This is a genomic window from uncultured Roseobacter sp., from assembly GCF_947488185.1.
GTDB lineage: Bacteria > Pseudomonadota > Alphaproteobacteria > Rhodobacterales > Rhodobacteraceae > Roseobacter.
The window spans coordinates 553,792-571,645 of sequence record NZ_CANKYM010000001.1; the positions used below are offsets into that span (position 1 = coordinate 553,792).

General features: G+C 57.5%; 18 protein-coding genes. 5 read left to right on the forward strand and 13 right to left on the reverse strand.

The window, feature by feature from the left end; translation table 11 throughout:
- Positions 1–186: 186 nt before the first annotated feature.
- Positions 187–2,232: an NADH:flavin oxidoreductase gene (locus Q1A52_RS02930; protein ID WP_300010612.1), complete on the reverse strand. Its 2,046-nt coding sequence runs from the start codon at positions 2,230–2,232 to the stop codon at positions 187–189.
- An 18-nt stretch (positions 2,233–2,250) separates the two neighbouring features.
- Positions 2,251–3,063, reverse strand: coding sequence for an alpha/beta hydrolase (locus tag Q1A52_RS02935; RefSeq protein ID WP_300010615.1), 813 nt, complete (start codon positions 3,061–3,063; stop codon positions 2,251–2,253).
- A gap of 94 nt (positions 3,064–3,157) precedes the next feature.
- Here Q1A52_RS02935 and Q1A52_RS02940 point away from each other — a divergent pair, with 94 nt between their 5' ends.
- Entirely contained in the window at positions 3,158–3,730 is a 573-nt protein-coding gene (locus tag Q1A52_RS02940) for an ABATE domain-containing protein (protein WP_300010618.1), read from the forward strand.
- 6 nt (positions 3,731–3,736) lie between these two features.
- On the forward strand, positions 3,737–4,768 hold the full coding sequence (locus tag Q1A52_RS02945; protein WP_300010621.1) for a GlxA family transcriptional regulator: 1,032 nt from the start codon (positions 3,737–3,739) through the stop codon (positions 4,766–4,768).
- Between the two features lie 231 nt (positions 4,769–4,999).
- On the opposite strand, the gene Q1A52_RS02950 is transcribed toward Q1A52_RS02945, so the two are convergent.
- Positions 5,000–5,377: a VOC family protein gene (locus Q1A52_RS02950; RefSeq protein ID WP_300010624.1), complete on the reverse strand. Its 378-nt coding sequence runs from the start codon at positions 5,375–5,377 to the stop codon at positions 5,000–5,002.
- Positions 5,378–5,415: 38 nt separating this feature from the next.
- Here Q1A52_RS02950 and Q1A52_RS02955 point away from each other — a divergent pair, with 38 nt between their 5' ends.
- The gene (locus Q1A52_RS02955) at positions 5,416–5,964 is read left to right on the forward strand and encodes a winged helix-turn-helix transcriptional regulator (protein ID WP_300010627.1); all 549 of its coding nucleotides are present in this window, start codon (positions 5,416–5,418) and stop codon (positions 5,962–5,964) included.
- Positions 5,965–6,214: 250 nt separating this feature from the next.
- On the opposite strand, the gene Q1A52_RS02960 is transcribed toward Q1A52_RS02955, so the two are convergent.
- From Q1A52_RS02960 to Q1A52_RS03005, 10 genes are all read right to left on the reverse strand, one after another.
- Positions 6,215–7,300: an ABC transporter ATP-binding protein gene (locus Q1A52_RS02960; protein WP_300010630.1), complete on the reverse strand. Its 1,086-nt coding sequence runs from the start codon at positions 7,298–7,300 to the stop codon at positions 6,215–6,217.
- Positions 7,297–8,088 carry an ABC transporter permease gene (locus Q1A52_RS02965; protein ID WP_300010633.1) on the reverse strand — a complete coding sequence of 264 codons (792 nt, stop codon included), beginning with the start codon at positions 8,086–8,088 and terminating at the stop codon, positions 7,297–7,299. The genes Q1A52_RS02960 and Q1A52_RS02965 overlap by 4 nt, the downstream gene beginning before the upstream one ends.
- A complete protein-coding gene (locus Q1A52_RS02970; RefSeq protein ID WP_300010636.1) occupies positions 8,085–9,071 on the reverse strand; it encodes an ABC transporter permease in 987 nt (328 codons plus the stop codon). The genes Q1A52_RS02965 and Q1A52_RS02970 overlap by 4 nt, the downstream gene beginning before the upstream one ends.
- Before the next feature lie 79 nt (positions 9,072–9,150).
- The gene (locus tag Q1A52_RS02975; RefSeq protein ID WP_300010639.1) at positions 9,151–10,257 is read right to left on the reverse strand and encodes an extracellular solute-binding protein; all 1,107 of its coding nucleotides are present in this window, start codon (positions 10,255–10,257) and stop codon (positions 9,151–9,153) included.
- Positions 10,258–10,317: 60 nt separating this feature from the next.
- Entirely contained in the window at positions 10,318–11,412 is a 1,095-nt protein-coding gene (locus Q1A52_RS02980) for an NAD/NADP octopine/nopaline dehydrogenase family protein (protein WP_300010642.1), read from the reverse strand.
- Positions 11,409–11,996, reverse strand: a complete 588-nt coding sequence (locus Q1A52_RS02985; protein ID WP_300010645.1) for a peroxidase-related enzyme — start codon at positions 11,994–11,996, stop codon at positions 11,409–11,411. The genes Q1A52_RS02980 and Q1A52_RS02985 overlap by 4 nt, the downstream gene beginning before the upstream one ends.
- Entirely contained in the window at positions 11,993–12,469 is a 477-nt protein-coding gene (locus tag Q1A52_RS02990; RefSeq protein ID WP_300010648.1) for a hypothetical protein, read from the reverse strand. Before Q1A52_RS02990 ends, Q1A52_RS02985 begins: the two co-directional genes overlap by 4 nt.
- Positions 12,466–13,938, reverse strand: a complete 1,473-nt coding sequence (locus Q1A52_RS02995) for an NAD(P)-binding domain-containing protein (RefSeq protein WP_300010651.1) — start codon at positions 13,936–13,938, stop codon at positions 12,466–12,468. The genes Q1A52_RS02990 and Q1A52_RS02995 overlap by 4 nt, the downstream gene beginning before the upstream one ends.
- 37 nt (positions 13,939–13,975) lie before the next feature.
- Positions 13,976–15,313 carry an MFS transporter gene (locus Q1A52_RS03000; protein WP_300010654.1) on the reverse strand — a complete coding sequence of 446 codons (1,338 nt, stop codon included), beginning with the start codon at positions 15,311–15,313 and terminating at the stop codon, positions 13,976–13,978.
- Complete coding sequence (locus tag Q1A52_RS03005) at positions 15,310–16,767, reverse strand: aminotransferase class V-fold PLP-dependent enzyme (protein ID WP_300010657.1); 1,458 nt, start codon at positions 16,765–16,767, stop codon at positions 15,310–15,312. The genes Q1A52_RS03000 and Q1A52_RS03005 overlap by 4 nt, the downstream gene beginning before the upstream one ends.
- A gap of 108 nt (positions 16,768–16,875) precedes the next feature.
- Here Q1A52_RS03005 and Q1A52_RS03010 point away from each other — a divergent pair, with 108 nt between their 5' ends.
- Entirely contained in the window at positions 16,876–17,340 is a 465-nt protein-coding gene (locus Q1A52_RS03010) for an Lrp/AsnC family transcriptional regulator (protein WP_300010660.1), read from the forward strand.
- Between the two features lie 292 nt (positions 17,341–17,632).
- Positions 17,633–17,833: a hypothetical protein gene (locus Q1A52_RS03015; protein ID WP_300010662.1), complete on the forward strand. Its 201-nt coding sequence runs from the start codon at positions 17,633–17,635 to the stop codon at positions 17,831–17,833.
- The last annotated feature ends 21 nt before the right edge of the window (positions 17,834–17,854 follow it).

Consider the following 17,854-nt stretch of genomic DNA (forward strand, 5'->3'; position numbering starts at 1 on the left):
GTGAAGCCCGGCGAAGTGCTCACTTCAGCGGACCGTTGCGAACAGCGCGCCCGAACCCAAATCTCCGAATTTCTGGGCTGTAGCCGGGGTTTCCATTGCGCATGAGTTCAAACAACGTCCCGTTGGCGTCCTCCACGAGAGGGCTTGTGCCCAATGGCGGCAACGTCGTTCGTTCGGTGTTTACACCTAGAGCCCTTGCACAAGTCTGTTCGCATCGAAAAGAGCAGCATGCAGGTTCCTGCTGGCAACCGCGTCCCCAAGCCTGACCAACGCAAAGCTGCTGTCTGAATGCGCGCTTGGAAACTCTACAATGCCCCTGGCAAACTTCCTCAGATCAAGTTGGCCTGCGTTGCTTGATTGACCGACGAGGTCGAAATAGAGATCGTCCATTGGTTTGCAGCCGGTCTCGAACACTACGTGATCGAATACTTGGCGCCAAGTCGCACCGGTCAGTGTATTTAGCAAGGTGACAGCCTTGCGGTTTCCGTCTCGTTCGACCCGCTGCACCTCCGTATTCGGTATGAAACGCACCTCTCGCTCATAGAGGTTTTTTAGAGCTACCGATTGTGTCGTGGGACCCAATTCGGTCAGAGGACGGGTATCTGGCGTCGCAAAGATCAACTGGGCAGAATGATCAGACATATAATCCGCCGCCACCGCTGCTGGCTGATCCCCCAACATGTCCCACAACAACACATCTCCTGAAACGCGAACATTTCCGCCGAGAACATCCCAGGAGGACACGGTGAGATCACCGCCGGGGCAGTCCGGCTCGGAGGGCCATCCACCCGTTGCGAGAACTACAAGGTCGGGCCTCAGCGCCTTGATGTCTTCAGCTTCCGCATAGGTGGAGAGATACAGGGTCGCTGGTGAGTGTGTGACTTCCTGTACCAGCCAATCCAGAACGCTTTCCATCTGCCGCCGCACGGTTCCTTTGCTTGCCAAAGCAAGTTGGCCACCAAGCCTGTCCGAAGCTTCGAAAAGGTGCACGTTGTGACCTGCGGCGGCGGCCAGACGCGTTGTCTCCAAGCCGCAGGGGCCGCCTCCAACCACGACAATGGTTTTCTTTTTTGCAGTCTGCGGAAGGCGATGGCTCAGAAAGCCCTCGCGGCCCGTCACTGCATTCTGTCCGCACACCGCATCCTTGCCTTGGTTCACGCGGTCTACGCAGTAGCCAAGACCAACGCAGGAGCGGATGCGGTCTTCTTGCCGAATGCTGATCTTTTTGACCAGATACGGGTCGGCGATATGGGCGCGCGTCATACCGATCATATCCACCATACCCTCTTTAAGGGCGTACCGGGCCGTCGCCAGATCATTGATCCCGCCAGCATGGAAAATCGGTAAATCGACGGCAGATCTGATCCACCCGGCAACCTGCAAATCCCGGGCAGATGGCACGCCCATCGGCGGCACCCACCCCGCCAGCCCCAGATCATCGTATGGCGCTCCGGCAAGGATGTTGAGAAAGTCGATCTGTTCACTCTGCGCCAACCGTTTGGCAATCTCTACGCATTCATCGGCAGTGAGCCCACCCGTTGACAACTCATCTCCGGTGATGCGCATTCCCACGACGAAGTCGGGACCTACCTTGGATCGCACGGCGTCCAGCACCTCGAACGTCAGACGCAAGCGATTTTCCAGCGAACCGCCGTAGTCGTCCTCCCTGTCATTCACCAGAGGCGATAGAAACTGGCCCAGAAGATGGGAGTGAGACAGGATTTCAATGCCGTCGAATCCACCATCCTGACAGCGTCGCGCGCCTTCGGCGAACTCCCACGCGATCCGCTTGAGATCCATGTATTCGGCTGTTTTCGGCATCGATCTATGCGCCCGCTCGCGTCGCCCCGATGGGCCAATGACGGGCAACCAGTCACCCGTATCCCAGCCGGTGCGACGCCCCATATGTGTGATCTGACACATGACGGCCGCACCATGAGACTTCACACCGGCGGTCAGCTTTTCGAACCACGGGATGATGCTGTCATCCCCTGCGTAGAGCTGGCGAAAGACCGAAGGACTGTCCGGCGCCACATTGGTTGATCCGCCGATCATGGTCAGCGCCAAACCGCCCTTGGCCTTTTCCTCATGATAGAGGCGATAGCGATCCCTGGGGTGACCATCTTCGGCATAGGCAGGAGCGTGTGCTGTGCTGATGACACGATTGCGCAGATGCAGATGTTTCAGCCGAAAGGGTTGAAGGAGGGGGTCTGAGGAAATCTTTTCATCCATCACGTCACTCCTGCCGGATTATGTGCTGTGCTGAAACATGGCGGCGACAATGGCCTCTGGCGCATCCTCTTGAACAAGATGACCTGCATTGGGGATTACTTTCATCGCGCCATCGGTCAGCATACCGGCCAGCTTGTGACCTCGCTCCAAGGGGATCCACTCATCCTTCTCGCCCCAAAGCAAAGTAGTGGGGCAATCGAGCGGTGCGTATTGGCTCTCGACCTCATCCGTAAACTTCTGATCCATCTGTGCGATCTGACGATAGAATGCTGGCTGACCGACGTCTCCTTGCCAGGGTGTCATGTAGACTTGCAATGCCTCCCCGGTCAGCGTCTTGTATGCCGCGCTTTGCAGATAGGCGCGTAAAAGCGCATCGTGCGCATAGGCAGGCAGACCTGCAAAAGCAGCTTCATACTGCCTGACATGCGCCACGAATGGCGACCCCCAGGGTGCGACCGCGACGGGATCAAAGATTGTCATTCGTTTGTAGCGCAGATCGTTGATGTAGTAAGCCCGCAAAGCTGTCGCACCGCCAAAGTCGTGACACAGTATTTCAGGGCGCTTCAACTCCCAGTGCGCACATAGGGCGGCCAGCAGATCATTCTGCACGGCCAAGGACACGTCTTGCCCATCTTTCTTTTCTGACTGACCATAGCCAATCAGATCGAAGAAATAGACGGTCCAGCGTTCGGCCAGAAGGGGCGCGATTCTGCGCCAGACCTGTGACGAGAACGGTGTTCCATGCACCAGTACCAGGGGGTCACCAGAGCCCAACTGCCCCCATGCAATGGACTGCCCCTTGTGATCGTAGCGTCCCGGTAGCGACAGCATGGCGTTTCTCCTGTAATGCTTTATAGTGATTATATGGTTACATTACTTTTTGCGATATGTAACTATAAAAATTAAATATGAGGTTACTATGTGGATGAGTGACAATTTTGTAGGGGGGCATCTTGCGCTGGATTTTCTCAACACCGTTGGCGACACCGACAAATCCCGCACGGACAATCGTCTGACGTCACCGGATGATCTTCTTTCCTGGCTTGCGGCGAGCGGTAATGCAGGGGAACACGTGGGTCAGGCGCATCCAACGCAATATGATGTCGATGCCTTGGTCAACTTTCGGGAAGCCACATATCTCGTGCTATCCGCCTATACCGGGAGACAGACAGTTGCGCCTGAACATCTTCAGACGTTCGAAGACTATACGAAGGCTGCCTTGCAACGTGCTGAGTTGAACCTCTCCAGCGCGCCTTCACCTTGGAAGGCGACCGGCGGCACGGCGTCCTACTATCTCGATAGCTTCGTACTGCTTGTGGAGGATCTGCTGAGATCTCCCGAAATCGGAAAACTCCGTCAGTGTGAACGGTGCAGCTGGTTCTTTCTGAACGCAGGCAGGGGGCGCGGCAGACGATGGTGCAACATGTCCACCTGCGGGAACCGTCACAAGGTGGCGGCTCACCGACAGCGCCGCCAGACCAACGTTGCAGGGGGATGATATCTCATGCCAGGTAAAACGACGTGCAACGGGATCGTAAAAGCACCGGTCAAGGTACCGAAAGGAGCGCATTCTCATCCGGTAGCTCAAAATGTTGATCCCATAGACTACGTGTTCGTTCTGGTTCCGGCATTCTCAATGTTGGCCTTCACATCCGCCGTTGAGGTTCTGCGCGTCGCGAACCAATTGGCCGGACGGGGTCTCTACCGATGGACTGTGCTGTCCGAAACCGGAGAACCCGTTGCCAGTTCGAACGGGCTGTCCATTGGCTGCCACGGTCGTCTTTCCTCCGACATTGGGGGCAGTCGGATCTTCATTTGCGCCGGGGTAGAGCCGAACAAGAGCATCTCGAAAACTGTCTGGAAGTGGGCGGCGCGGCAATGGGCCTTCGGCGCTCAGATGGGCGGATTGTGCACCGGGGCGTTCGCACTTGCAAAAGCGGGTATATTGTCGTCCGCAGAATCTACACTGCATTGGGAAAACATCGATGGATTCCGCGAGCAATTCCCGACGCTGACCCCCACAGACAAGGCTTACGTTGTTGACGGACGTGTCAGTACATCCGCAGGGGGCGCAACAAGTGCAGACTTGTTTCTCACGGTGTTACAGCAAGATTTTGGCTCTGAATTTGCAACAATCGCGCGTGAAATGATGAACATAAGCGACGTTAGAGGCCCTGATACCAGTCAGGCAGCATCCCGCGCCGCTACTTTGAACAGTCGGAACAAGCGCCTCATAGAAATCATCGGATACATCGATACCAATCTTGAAGCCGACCTGGCGCTGGATGACCTCGCTGAACAATTCTCAATCTCGCGCCGCCAGATGGAACGGTTGTTCGCGAAATATCTCCATAGAACGCCCAGGCAGTACATTTCGAATGCCCGGCTCGCCAAGGGGCGCAGACTTTTGATCGAAACCGACCTTTCGGTCATGGATGTCGCAATTGCCTCTGGATTCAACTCCGCTCAGAATTTTTCCAAGCTATTTCGTCTGAAATTCGGGACGTCACCGAGTCGATTGCGCGCTGGTTCTTAGATATGGCGGGCAAATCGAATACAGTGTTTTGGAAATCATCCGCAAAGTAGAATACGGCAGATTGCGAGGGCATGGGGTACAGGAAAAACCCCTTTAACAGTTGCCATGGTATCCGCTTTGCCACCCCACCAACCAAAGCTGCGTGGCTGTTGAATAGTCACGACATGGTGACTGTGTAAAGGGTCGGGACAAAAATCACGATCAAGCCTCTCGATGGAGTGATGCGTGCCATCATGCGCTTTTTGTCAAATCTTCGGCGAGCATGAGCGCATTCCCGTCCGGGTCGTAGAAAGTTGCTGTCTTGACCATCCCTTCAACTGTATCGGTTTCGCCGTCAAACCTTACCATTGCCTGTTCAAGTGCACGCCGGGCGCTGTCCAGGTCGGCGATCCCAAAAACAGGAACGCAATTACCCGGTGCGGGTTCGGTTTGCTCACCGAGGCCGATTGTAACACCGCTGGTCTTGGTCTGCAGTTCCGACCAACCTGCTTCATCCGCGTGATAGAGTATCTCAAATCCTAGCATGTCATTGTACCATTTGGCGCTTGCGTGTCGATCCGTGACCGACAAAGCAATGGTGATGGTGTCTTCCAACGAAACAAGCGGCATGGCTTTTCCTTTTTACGAAAATATACTAACTATACTTTATGGACATTCAGGTTTTTGTCAACTTAACTTCAAGGGCATGGGCCCTTCCCATTCTATCAAGTCTACAAGCCGGCACCGCTGGGCGGCAGGCGACACTTCTGACCGCAACTGGCGCAAGCAGGACGGCCTTTTCACAAAGCATTGATCATCTTATCAAGATGGGTCTTGTTGAAAGAAACCCGGGTTATGGCCATCCGATACGTCCGGAATTCCGGCTTACGCAACTCGGAAAATCAGCCGCTAAAATCGCACGCAGAATTCAACGTGTTTCCGGGGCCGCAGATCAGGATCTGCTCCGGCGTACATGGACCTTGCCAATTCTGACATCGCTTCATGAGCCAAGACACTTCAATGACATAAAGAGAAATCTGCCGACAATAACCGACCGTGCGTTGTCTCTATCTTTGAGATCAATGGAAGACAGAGAGTGGGTACAGCGCTGTGTCAACGAAGCGGCCCGCCCACCGAGATCCATCTACACAGCGATCAACACAGGCGAAAAGGTAAGCAAGGTCATCTTACCTGAAATCACTGTTGGCCAAGGCTAATCACGTAACCTGAAGCCCTGCGCCGCAGCTTCACCAGACTGGCCATTCGCTGCGATTGCAAAGTCAAGACGAATGCGAACTCGCAGATCGCAGGCTATGCAGACCTTAGCGGGAAGTCCGGACATGGCCGATATCGACGCAATTCGTCCTTTCAACATCAAGTCGTGCGACTTCGACATCTTGGCGCGCCTGCGGCTTGCCTGTCGTGGAAATTGACAGAGCCCTGAAGCGACCGGACCGATTTGACGCTTCAGTCTCTGAGAACGGCCATGTCCTTACTGTCCCAACCGATCCAGATAGGGTCCGCTCCGAAAGTGCCTCCGGTCTCGGCATCCACAAAAGCACGCAGAATCGCGCCCTCGGTCTGATCAACCGCCAAATCCACGGCCATGCGGCTTCCCAGAAAAGTCTTGGCCACGACCTTGCCCTGCACAGCATTTTCGGCAGAAGGACGCTCGGCAGAAAGACCGAGTTTTTCCAGGCGAACCGACGCCGTGATGTTACCCCCCACCGCCGACGTGAAACCCGGCGCGAGGCCAGTTAAGTTCTGACCAAACCAATCCATCACGATCTTGTCACCGTCCTGGCCTCGCAATGTGCCGGACAAAAGATTGGTGTCACCAACAAACTCCGCCACGAAGCGCGAGGCCGGCTGAAAATACAACTCTTCCGGCGTGCCGTCCTGTTCGACACGGCCCTTGTTCATCACGACGATCCGGTCGGACATGGTCAGCGCCTCCTCCTGATCATGGGTGACGAAGAAGAAGGTCTTGTGAGTGCGGCGCTGGATGGATTTCAGTTCCAACTGGACTTGTCCGCGCAGCTTGGCATCCAGCGCCCCTAGAGGTTCATCCAGCAGTAAGAGCGCAGGATCCGGTGCCAGAGCGCGCGCAAGAGCGACGCGCTGCCGCTGACCGCCTGACAATTGCCCGGGATAGCGGTCGACATAGGTTTCCAGTTCCAGAAAGGCCATGATCTCGTCGGAGCGTTTTCGGATCGCAGTTTTGTCCATGCCCTTCAATTCCAGACCGAAGGAAATGTTCTGGCGGACGGTCATATGCGGAAACAGCGCATAGTCCTGAAACACCATGTTCACATGACGTTTCTCGGGCGGTTGAAGGGTCACGTCTTCACCATCCAGAATAACACGGCCGGAGGTCGGGCGTTCAAACCCCCCCAGAATGCGCAGCGTGGTGGACTTGCCACACCCCGACGGCCCAAGGAAGGTCACGAACTCACCACGCGCAATGTCCAGTGTCAGATCGTCAAGGGCCACCGTATCACCGAAGTGCTTGGAAACGCCTTCAAGAAGAACAAGCGATGCTGGGGTGGTCATGGGTTTGTGTCCTTATTCGCGCGGCGCGTAAAACGTTCGGCCCAGATGCCGATGGCGGCTGTCAGCACCAGTGCGACGGTCGCAATTGCATTGATTTCAGGGGACATGCCCGATCGCAGCTTTGCGAAGATCAGGACAGGCAGCGTTGGCTCGTACCCGCCCAGGAAGAACGAGCGGACAAAGTCGTCAAAGCTGAGCAGCAGGCAGAAGATACTGGCGCCCAGAATGGCAGGGATCAGGTAGGGGAATGTGATCCTGAGAAAGGCGATGATTGGGTCAGCGCCCAAGTCCCGTGCGGCTTCGATCTGACTTTTGGGAAGGGTCGATAGCCGGGCCATGACGACAAGGGCGACAAAGGGGACGTTGTGCACCGCATGCGCCCAGATGATGGCGCCCATGCCCGGCTCAATCCCCAAGAGGCGGGCATAGATGCGAAACGCGATGGCCGAGATGATGCCGGGCACCAATGCGGGCAGAATGGTCAGCCCGAAGATGGCCGCCCGTCCAAGGAACTTGCGCCCTTCAAGCAGCACCGCAATCCATGTGCCGACCACCACCGAGATCAGGGTCGAGAGCACCGCGATCACAACGGAATAGGTCAGGGTCGACACGACTTCGGCGTCGGCGAAAACGCCCAGGTACCAATCCAGCGTCCAGGATTTGATCGGGAATCCGATAAATTTGCTGTCCTTGAAACCCATCAGGATCATCAGCATCAGCGGCACGAAAACATAGAGCACAAAGGCCCAATAGATGCAGGACAGGAGGATGCGATTGCCGCGGGTCATTTCGTATCCCCTTTTCGCAGGACGTACATCAGTTTCTGGAATATGCCCGTCAACAGCATCGCGGTGACAAACATGATCGTGGCAAAGGCCGCGCCTGTGGGCCACTCATCCCCCGCCACGTGAAAGAACCCGGCGATGGTTTCGGAAAATACCGTGGTGGAGGGTCCGCCCAGCAAAACCGGTGTGGCGTAAAACCCGGTGGAGATCAGGAAGACCAGCGTGCACCCGGAGGAAATCCCCTCAAGCGTCAGCGGCAGGGTCACGCGGCGGAACCGGGTCCATGCCCCTGCGCCGAGGTCAGCGGCGGCCTCGCCATAGCTTTTGGGTAGTTTCTCGAGCGCGGAATAGAGCGGCAGCAGCATATAGAGCGCAGTCAGGTAGACGATGCCTATCCCCATTGAAAAGCTGGTATACATGAAGGGGATCGGTCGGTCGATCAGGCCGAACCATTTCAGCACGAGGTTCACGGCGCCGGTGTTCCCAAGAAGGATCATGATGGCATAGGTGCGGACGATCTCGCCGACCCAGAACGGGATCAGCAGCAACAAAAGCATCAGCAACTGGTTCTTGCGGCTGACATGGCGGGCCAGGAAATAGGCCACCGGGAATGTCAGGATCAGGGTACAGAAGGTAAGCGTTCCGGCAAAGATCAGTGTCCGGAAAAATGGCTGCCAGAAGATGCGCTCGCCAAAGAACCGCGCATAGTTGTCGAGCGTGAAGTGCTGTTCGACCCCCGGAGCCACGGGGTAGGCATCAATCAGGCTGACCCGTAGCATTTGCAGCATGGGGCCAAGGTGCTGGGTCAGGACCCATAGAATGGGAAAGGCGGCAAGAATGACGAACTGCCGCCGCGGCGATGTCGTGACCAGCTTCATCAGCGCGGTGTAGGGCGTCCAGACGGACAGCCACCACCAAAAGGTGCGGTCAGACTTCTCCGGGGCGACGCCAGCGCTTTTGGTGCGCGTCGTAGTATCATTGCTCATGCAGAACTTCCTGGGTCAGCCGGGCCGTGTCCTCGCCCATTCGTGGACGGGCAAGGACGGGTTTACATGCAGCCAGTGATCAGGCGGCTTTGACCGCTTCCACGGCCGGGTCAACAAGGCTGTATTTCATCTCGTTCGCCTCGGCACGGAAGAACTGCAGATTTGCCAGTTGTTCTTCCGGGAAGGACGTCGATGCCTTTTCAAGGTCGGTCAGATAGTTCGACGCATCCTTGTAGGTCGAGATGAAGCCAGATGCCTTGGTCATCGATGCACCGATCTCGGGTGACGCAAGGATCGCATCAAGGAACTGATAGGCGTTGTCGACGTTCGGCGCGTTGTTGGCGATGTTATAGGTATAGACAAAGCCATATGAGCCTTCTTTCGGGATCGACATTGCCAGCGGGAAGCCATCGTTGATCAGCGCTGCCGCCGGTCCATTCCAGCTGTGACCAAGCGCAATATCCTGGTTGACGAACATCTGCTGCACTTCCGCGCCGCTGTCATAGTACTTGCGCACCAGAGGCTTCTTGGAGATCAGGAATTGCTTGGCCTCCTCAACAATGGCCGCAGCCTTTTCCGGATCGTCCATATACGCGACCATATTACCATCGTACCCCAGCTTCAGCATGACAATCGACATCATGTCCTGGATGATATAGGCGGTCTGGCCCTTGTATTTCTCCGAGAACAGAACATCCCAGCTTTCGGCCTCTTCGGCGCTGACCATGTCGGTGTTGTAGGACAGAACCTCCATACCTGACAGGATGGGAGCACCCCACTTGTTGCCATTGATCGTGGACCAGTCGCTTTCCGAGAATGTCGGGTTGATGTTGCCCCAGTTGCTCAGGCGACCGGTGTCCAGCGGCGCCAGAAGGTCGCTGTCGATGAACTGCAAAAAGCGGTGACCGGCGACGGTCATGATGTCCACGGTCGGGTTCGGCGCTTCAGCGGCCAGCAGGTTGAATTGCTTGCCCTGGTCATCGACGAGCCGCACGTTGACCTTGATGCCGGTATCAGCCTCGAATTGTTCTTTGAAGGCCTTGGGGACAAAGTCGTTGTAGGTCCAGATATTTACCTCTCCGCCAGCGGCTTTCGCGTGACGCAGGTAAACCGGACTGGCCAGCGCCGCACCAGTCATGGCGGCGGTGCCGAGGAAGCGGCGTCGGTTGAATGATAGTTTGGTCATATCGGGCGTCTCCTTGTTGGTTCAGATTTTGTCCGTATCATTTTTTAGTCACGACACCATTCAGGGCGTCGGCTGCAGCAACCCGGTACGGGCGGCCTGTTGCAGGTCGTCAAGGCTGAAACGGTCAAGTTCCAGCGCATTCAGGATTTCATTTTCGGCCGGGAAGTCGCGACCGTACATGGCCGAGAATATCTTGATCCCGGCTTCGTGCAACGTCGCAGGTTGGCCGGTCAAACGGCCCAGAACCGCAGTCAGTTGCAACCCATAGGGCACGTCTTCGGTGACATAGCGGCTGTCGGCGGTGGCAGGACCGGTGCCGCCATTGCCTTGCGCGTGCATTTGCTGGTTCATCTCGGAAATCGACGCCACGGGGACGTGGAAGCTAAGGTGGAAGTGCTCGAAAATCGTCTTCACGTCGAGGCCAAGCGCCTTGGCAATGGCCAGCCGTTCGAGATCAAGCTGTTCCAGCAACCGGCCAATTTTGGGCGTTACGTTCTGGCCTTGGCTCCAGGTCTCGCCCCGTTCCATGCGTGTGATGTTACCCAGGGCGATGCCGAGATGGTTCTGCGGGTTCAGATTTGACAGCGAAATCGCCAGCAGCCCGTCGCGCGTCTGAAAGCGGTCTCCGAACAAATTGCGGCAGAGGTTCAGAGCAGCATCGGTGTCTGCCTTGGGAACCGAACACATATCGACACGGGCGCGGACTGTATTGACCTGCACCGCAGCTCCGTCCTGCCGTCGCCCGGTGACAACGGTGGTGCCCCAGGCAGTGATCGGGGCCTGGACGCCACGCGCTGCCAATAGCTGCATCAGATAGACCGCCCCAAGCGAGGCGTGGGACGAGATGATAACCTGTTGACCCTCCCGAATATGCGGGGCCAGCGCGTCCATCACGGTCTTGTGCCCGTAGGCTGGCAAAGCAATCACCAGCGCGTCGGTGTCTTCGGCAAGTTGTTTTGCGGAGTTGGCTATGGCCGGCGTAAATTCCGCCTCAATAGCGCCCGAAGCAGAAAGGGGTGCGGTCTCCAGGGCTGCGGTTCCCGCCCCCGACGGCGACCACAGCATCGGGTCATGACCTTGCTCGTGCAAAAGCGCTGCCGTGCCGAAGGCGATCGAGCCTGCGCCTGCGATCCCTATGCGCATCGGCGCGTTCATGCGCCGTTCCCTTTTCGGACAGGGTCGCCCAGAACATGCATCAACCGATTGGCCCAGCCGAACAAGGCAGCGGACAGGATGAGGTCAAGGATTTCTTCGTCTGACAGACCCGCGTTCCGCAGCGCATCCATATCAGCCGGCCCCGCAGCGGGTGGCGCTTCGGCGGATTTCCGTGCGAAGTCGAAAATTGCACGGTCCCTTGCGGTCAAATCGGCGTTCTCGCCCTTGGCGAAAAGTTCATCAGTAACGGTTGTGTCTTTTTCAAGCTGGGCATGGCGGTCAGCATGCACGGCGGCGCAATAGATGCAGCGGTTGACCATCGAGGCCGCAAGCGCCCCAAGCTCGCGTTCCGCGCGCGACATGCCGCCCGGGTCGTACATGATCGCGTTGAAGAGCGGCGAGCGGACCGCAAGGCTCTCGACATCATGGGCCAGCGTCAGGACATAGTCCGACACCTTGGTGTTCGAGGGGGTGACCTGAAGCGCTGCTAGCTGTTCAGGTGTCGCCTCGTCCAGTTTTACAGGCGTCACCCGAGGCTGCCAGCCGGGCACGTTGCGGGTGAATTTGTGGATGACGCGGCTCATCCGGCGGTGCCTTGCATCAATCGCAGGCCAGCGATCACCCGGACCTGATAGGCAAGGAAGGCAACAAGTTCGCACAGACGAACGACATCGGCGTCCGAAACGCCCGCGGCCTGCAGCCCGGAAATGTCCTCTGCCGCGACGTCCCGGGTCTGGTTCGCAATTTTGTCGACGAAGGTCAGCACATGGCCCAACCCCGCATCATACGCGCCCGGATCAGCAAGCGCGGCCTTGTCCCCGGCAGCTGTTGCATAGTGGTCTGCCAGCGCGTGCTCTCCGGCGTGATGCGCGACGCGTGCAGCCAGGGCTGCCCGCAGATCGTGGCCGAAGGCACCGCAGTCTTCCGGGCGCAAAACGGCTTGTTCCGCAGCCTGACTCATATTGAAAATGTTCGCCCTGCTTGACGTGGCAGCTGCCAACCGACTGTCCGGCGTCAAACCGGATTTGCTGAGAATCGTCGTGTCAAATAGCGTCATGCCACCTGACCTTCCCGCGTTTTCGTGCCGGCCTCAAGGTCTGTTGCCTCCCATTCGTCGCCCAAAAGCTCGGGCTTGTCGTAGTCCTGCATGCCCTGCCAGTGCGTTTCGATGTCCTCGGAGTACAGCGTGGCGGCGATCGCGCGCGACAGCCATGCGGCCCCGTCGCTGATGCCTGGAATATCGCCGCTGACTTTACCGAGACTGGCCGAGGCGCCGTAGTTGAAACAGTAGACATTGCTGAGCCATGGGGCCTGCCCCGGCGTTTTCTCACGGAATGTGAAGTCGGCATTCAGATAGGGAAAACGCCCCAGATCGCCGGATTCTTCGCCTTCGGGCGGGGTGTAGACGTCCCGCCACAGCAGGATTTCGCCCGCCGTGTCGCCAAATTCGGTGCGGGCCATCGGGTCGATGATGAAACCCGTGCCCAGGATCACGAAATCGGCGTCGTAGGACGTGCCGTCCGCGAAATGGACGGTCGCGCCATTGCCCTTGGGGTTGATGCGCGTGGTCGCCTTGCCGAAGTGAAAGTAGGCATTGGCGTGACGGCTGACCCGCATGGTCGAGCCGCGCGGCGAAGGTGTTTGTGTCGCAAAGCTGTATTGCATGAAACGCCAACGCCATTCGTCGCTCATCTCGGCGAACCCGGCGGTGAAGCCAAAGCTGCCAATCCCCATCATCTTGTTGACGGTCGGCATTTCCTTGCGCCGGATCAGGTGGCGCACTTCAGCGGCCCCGTGTTCAAGCGCTTCTGCCGAATTATCGACGGCTGACGCGCCGACACCGATAACGGCGACGCGCTTGCCCTTGAGACTTGCAAAGTCAATCTCGTCGGCACTATGCGCCCACAGATGACCGGGCAGATCCCTGATGAACCCGGGAATATTCGGGCCCCCCGTACCATCGCGCCCGGTGGCAAATACGAGCTTGCGAGTCAGAATGGTTTCACTCGTTGCGCCCGAAACCGTCAGGCGCAACAGATCGCCTTCTGGCTCGACATGGTCGACCGAGATGCCGTTTTCGACTGGAACACCCAGGACATCGCGATACCAGCGAAGATAATCCATCCACATGGTGCGCGGTATCTTGTCGAGTTCGTCCCAGGCTTTCGTGCCGAACTGGGCACGATACCAGGCCTGACACGTCAAAGAGCCGTGCCCGAAGGCAGGACCCGTCAAGGTCTTGGGAGAGCGCAGGGTCTCCATCCGCGCATAGTCAAGCCAGGGCCCTTCGCGGCCCCTCTCTGCGCGATCCAACACGCGCACATTCCTCATGCCGCCGGTGGCCAGTGCAAACCAGGCCAGCGTGCCACACATGCCGCCACCGATAATCACCACGTCCGACACGCCATCGCGTGGTGGTACCCAATCTTTTCCGGGGTAGCAGAGAAACTCCAGATCCTCTTTCAGCCGTGCCTCAAGCGCAGACAGGCCCTTGGCGTCGATGGGCGAAAGGTCGTCGTTACTCATGGTCGTGATCCCTTCAAAGCATTGTTTTGGGGCGACATCAGACTGTCCCTTGCGTCCACGTCGGATGCAACTCGTCGATATGGAAGTCATGGATGTGGCGGTGATGCGGTCCGCTGGCGGGGACAAGTTTCAGGTGTGGATGATCGGCGGGAAGGTCGGGATGGGAGTGATCGCGCCTCAGGGGATCATCGGCTGGCCAGACTGACATGCCGACTGTTGCGACGACCGTGCCCACGACCGACAGGATCAACAGCGACGTTTCAAGTGAGGCCAATCCCCCCAACCACCCGGCCAGAGGATATGCCACCAGCCAGCCTGCATGGCTGAGCGAAAACTGCGCCGCAAACACCGCCGCGCGATCCGCGCTGACGGCAGATCGTGTAATGACCAGGCCACCGGGTGTCAGAACCAGAGAAGAGGCGACCCCGAATGCGGCCCAGATCACGGCCAACGCCGGGAACGGCATGGGCGGCAAGAGCGCAAAGATGGCGCCGGCAAGGGCAAAGCCATAGGCCCCCATCAACATGACCGAACGTTCGCTTGTCAGCTTCAGCAACCGAGGGACAACGACGGCCCCGAGACCCGCCCCAAGCCCGTAAAAGGCCATGAGCATCGGAAAAAAACGTTCGGCATCGCCCAGTCTTTCACCGGCGTAAACGACCGAGTTGACCAACACCCAGGCCAGCGTCAGCGACAGCGCCAGATTTAACAGGAACAGGCCGCGCAAGCGCGGCGTCCGCGCATAGATCTGTAACCCCAGGCTCGCCCGCTTCAGGAATGGCCCTTTGCGGTCGGCAGTTTCCCGGTCCGGGAAACTTGTGACAAGCAAGGCCACGACCGACCCCAGAAATGACAGGGATGCCGCAAGAAATAGCGTCTCGCCGCTGGCCAGGTTCAGCAAGGCCGCTGCGATGACGGGACTCAGCACGGCCTCCAGCGTGTAGGCAACGCGTGACCAGGCCAGTGCCTTGGTATAGGCTTCTTCCTCGGGCAAGACGTCCGGAATGATGGACTGAAACAAGGGCGTAAACCCCGCCGAAAGAACAAAAAATGCAAACGCAAGTGTGGCGACGGCCCAAGTCTCGGTAACAAAAGCCATGGGCACAAGCAGCAGCATCCGCCCCAGATCCAACAACACCATTGCACGTTTTCGCGATACGTTGGCCAGAACGGTCTCAGCCAAGGGCGCCAGCACGACATAGGCGACCATTTTCAGCGCCAAAAGCATGCCCAGCATCTGTCCGCCCGCCTCGGCTCCGCCGATTCGGTAAGCCGCGAGCGACAAGGCAACAGTCAGCAGGCCGACCCCCAGAAGCGAAAAAATCTGGGCCGCAAACAGTCGGCGGAACGATCTATTCGCCAATGGGCTGGTCACGACACAAGACTTCCTTCGGCTTCTGGCTTAGGGGAAAAGCGCGCGGTCGCGGGATCCGCCCCATAACAACCTAGGTATCTTGCAGCGTCCGATGCCAGATTGTCCACTGCGGCGATAATCGCATCCGCCTTCTCATCTGTCAGCAGCGCCGAAAAATTCAGCCGGACCCAGCCAGGTTTTTCAAGTTCTTCGCCGCGTGCGATGGCGACACGGATCGCCTCGGAACTGCCCCTGTCCATTCCCAGTAACCTGTGGGCATAGGGGCCGGCACAGGCGCAGCCACCACGCGCCTGCACACCGTGGACATCGCTGAGCAGTCGCGTAAAGAACTGGTGATGCACATGGCCGCCCGCTCCGTCTGCTATCCGCAGGGAAAATATTGGCAGGGCGGGGGCATCCTGCGCACCCAATATCTCGATCCGTGAATTCTTTTTCCAGACGTCAAGCGCGCGCGTGCGCAGAGCCACGTGCCTCTCGTCCATCCAGCTTTGCCCGAGGGCTTCTTTCACGAGCATGCACAGGGTCACCCGGATGTCTCCGGTGACATTCGGGGTTCCGCCTTCCTCCCTTTCGCAAAGCTGCGACGCATAGGTATGCCCCCAGGGCGAGACGAAACTGACCGTGCCCCCGCCTGGCAGAGTTGGCGTTTGTTGGCGTGCCATGGCGTCACGCAGGACCATCACCCCCGAAGACCCCGGCCCACCGGGAAACTTATGCGGGGAAAAAACGATCGCGTCCTTTGCCGCGTCACTGCCCGCACGCATCTCCATTTCCACATAAGGCGCGGCACAGCCATAGTCCCATATGGCCAGCGCACCGTGTTGTTTAAGCAGCCGTGTCACGCCATCAACATCCGTTAGAATGCCCGTGACATTGGACGCGGCCGAGAAGGCACCCACAACCAGATCGGCGTCCTTAACGGTTTGCAACACGCGCCGAAGCGCCTCGAAATCCGGGCCGCCATTTGGACCTTCCGGAACCTCGATCACCTCGGCACCGCTTTCGCGCCACGGCAGGATGTTCGAGTGATGCTCGTACGGTCCGATGATGACAACTGCGCGGCCGGTCTCTGCGACGGTCCGAATATCAAGGAGCCCAACCAGCCGGTTGATCCCGGAAGTCGACCCCGACCCGGTGAAGACAACGCTGGTCCCATCCGTTGCACCAACCAATCGGGCGATTTCGGCCCGTGCTGCTTCGCGCAGCCGCGTGATGAATGCCCCGCAGTAGGAGGCTTGAGTGTGGCTGTTGGCGTAAAAGGGCAGCACTTGATCGCGGATGAAGTCCTCCACCTGCGTCAGTGCCCGGCCCGACGCGACATAGTCAGCATAAAGCAGCGGCCGGAAACCGAAAGGCCCTTTGATTTCGATCCCGTCGCCAATCAACCCCGCCCTGATGTGATCAATGACATCAGGGCGCGCCAGTGATGTCTTGAAGTCATCCAGAAGTGACATGAAACGCGATCCGTTTGGTTGGCTTCTGCCTACTTTGACACAGGGAAAACGAAATAAATCATTCGTTTTTTGGTGTGACACTGCAAAGTTTTTGATAATGATTGAACAATGGCAATAAAATTAGATCAAATCGACCTTCGCATCCTGGAAGAGTTGCAGCGGGACTCCGGACAATCGCAACGGGCGCTAAGTGATCGGGTCGGACTTTCGCAGAATGCGTGCTGGAGGCGGATGAAGGCCCTGGAAGCCAACGGTGTCCTTGCCAAGCGCACCGTTGTTTTGGATCGCGCCCAATTGGGCATGGGTCTGGTGGTCTTTGTCATGGTGAAAACGCGCCACCATTCCGCAAGCTGGCTAAAGCAATTTCGCAAGCATGTATCGACGATTCCCGAGGTCATCGACTTCTTTCGTATCGGCGGTGAATACGACTATCTGCTCAAGATCGTGACGCAGGACATGCACGGATATGACCACGTGTACAAACGTCTGATTGATGCGGTCGAACTGGAAACCGTGACCTCGTACTTCGCGATGGAAGCGATTGAGGAACAGCGCCCAATCCCTTTGACCTGATCTGGCTTGGCAGCTGATGCATATGGGTTGTTACTTCTCTTGACCCACCAAGCCTCACACTGACATCAGTTTGACTATGATGAGATATTCTCAAACCTTTGCCCGGATCGGTGTCGGCCTGAATAGCCCCTAGTATTGTAGACACTTTCTTGGTTCACATTGCGCCACCTGTTTTCGAAGTCAACGGGCAACAGCATACGTCTAGGCCATCGACACTTCGTAGCTTTCCAAAAATCGGCGCTGGATACGTGATTTTTTTTAGTCAAGTATGGTTTGAGATTAGGGCGACGAATTGAACGATTTTGTTTCGGCGACTTTTACCGGCATTACTTTGGGGCTGTCCGCTGGTTTGGCACTAGGAGATAACGATGGCCAAATTGGAAAAGGCAATTTTGATGCGATTTCTGCATCGAAGACGCAAAATGTTTCTATTGTTCGTTCTCTCTTGGCTGACATTTCTGGGCATGAAGCTTGTTCCCGAGCTAAGATCTGAACGGTTAAACGAATCCGAGGC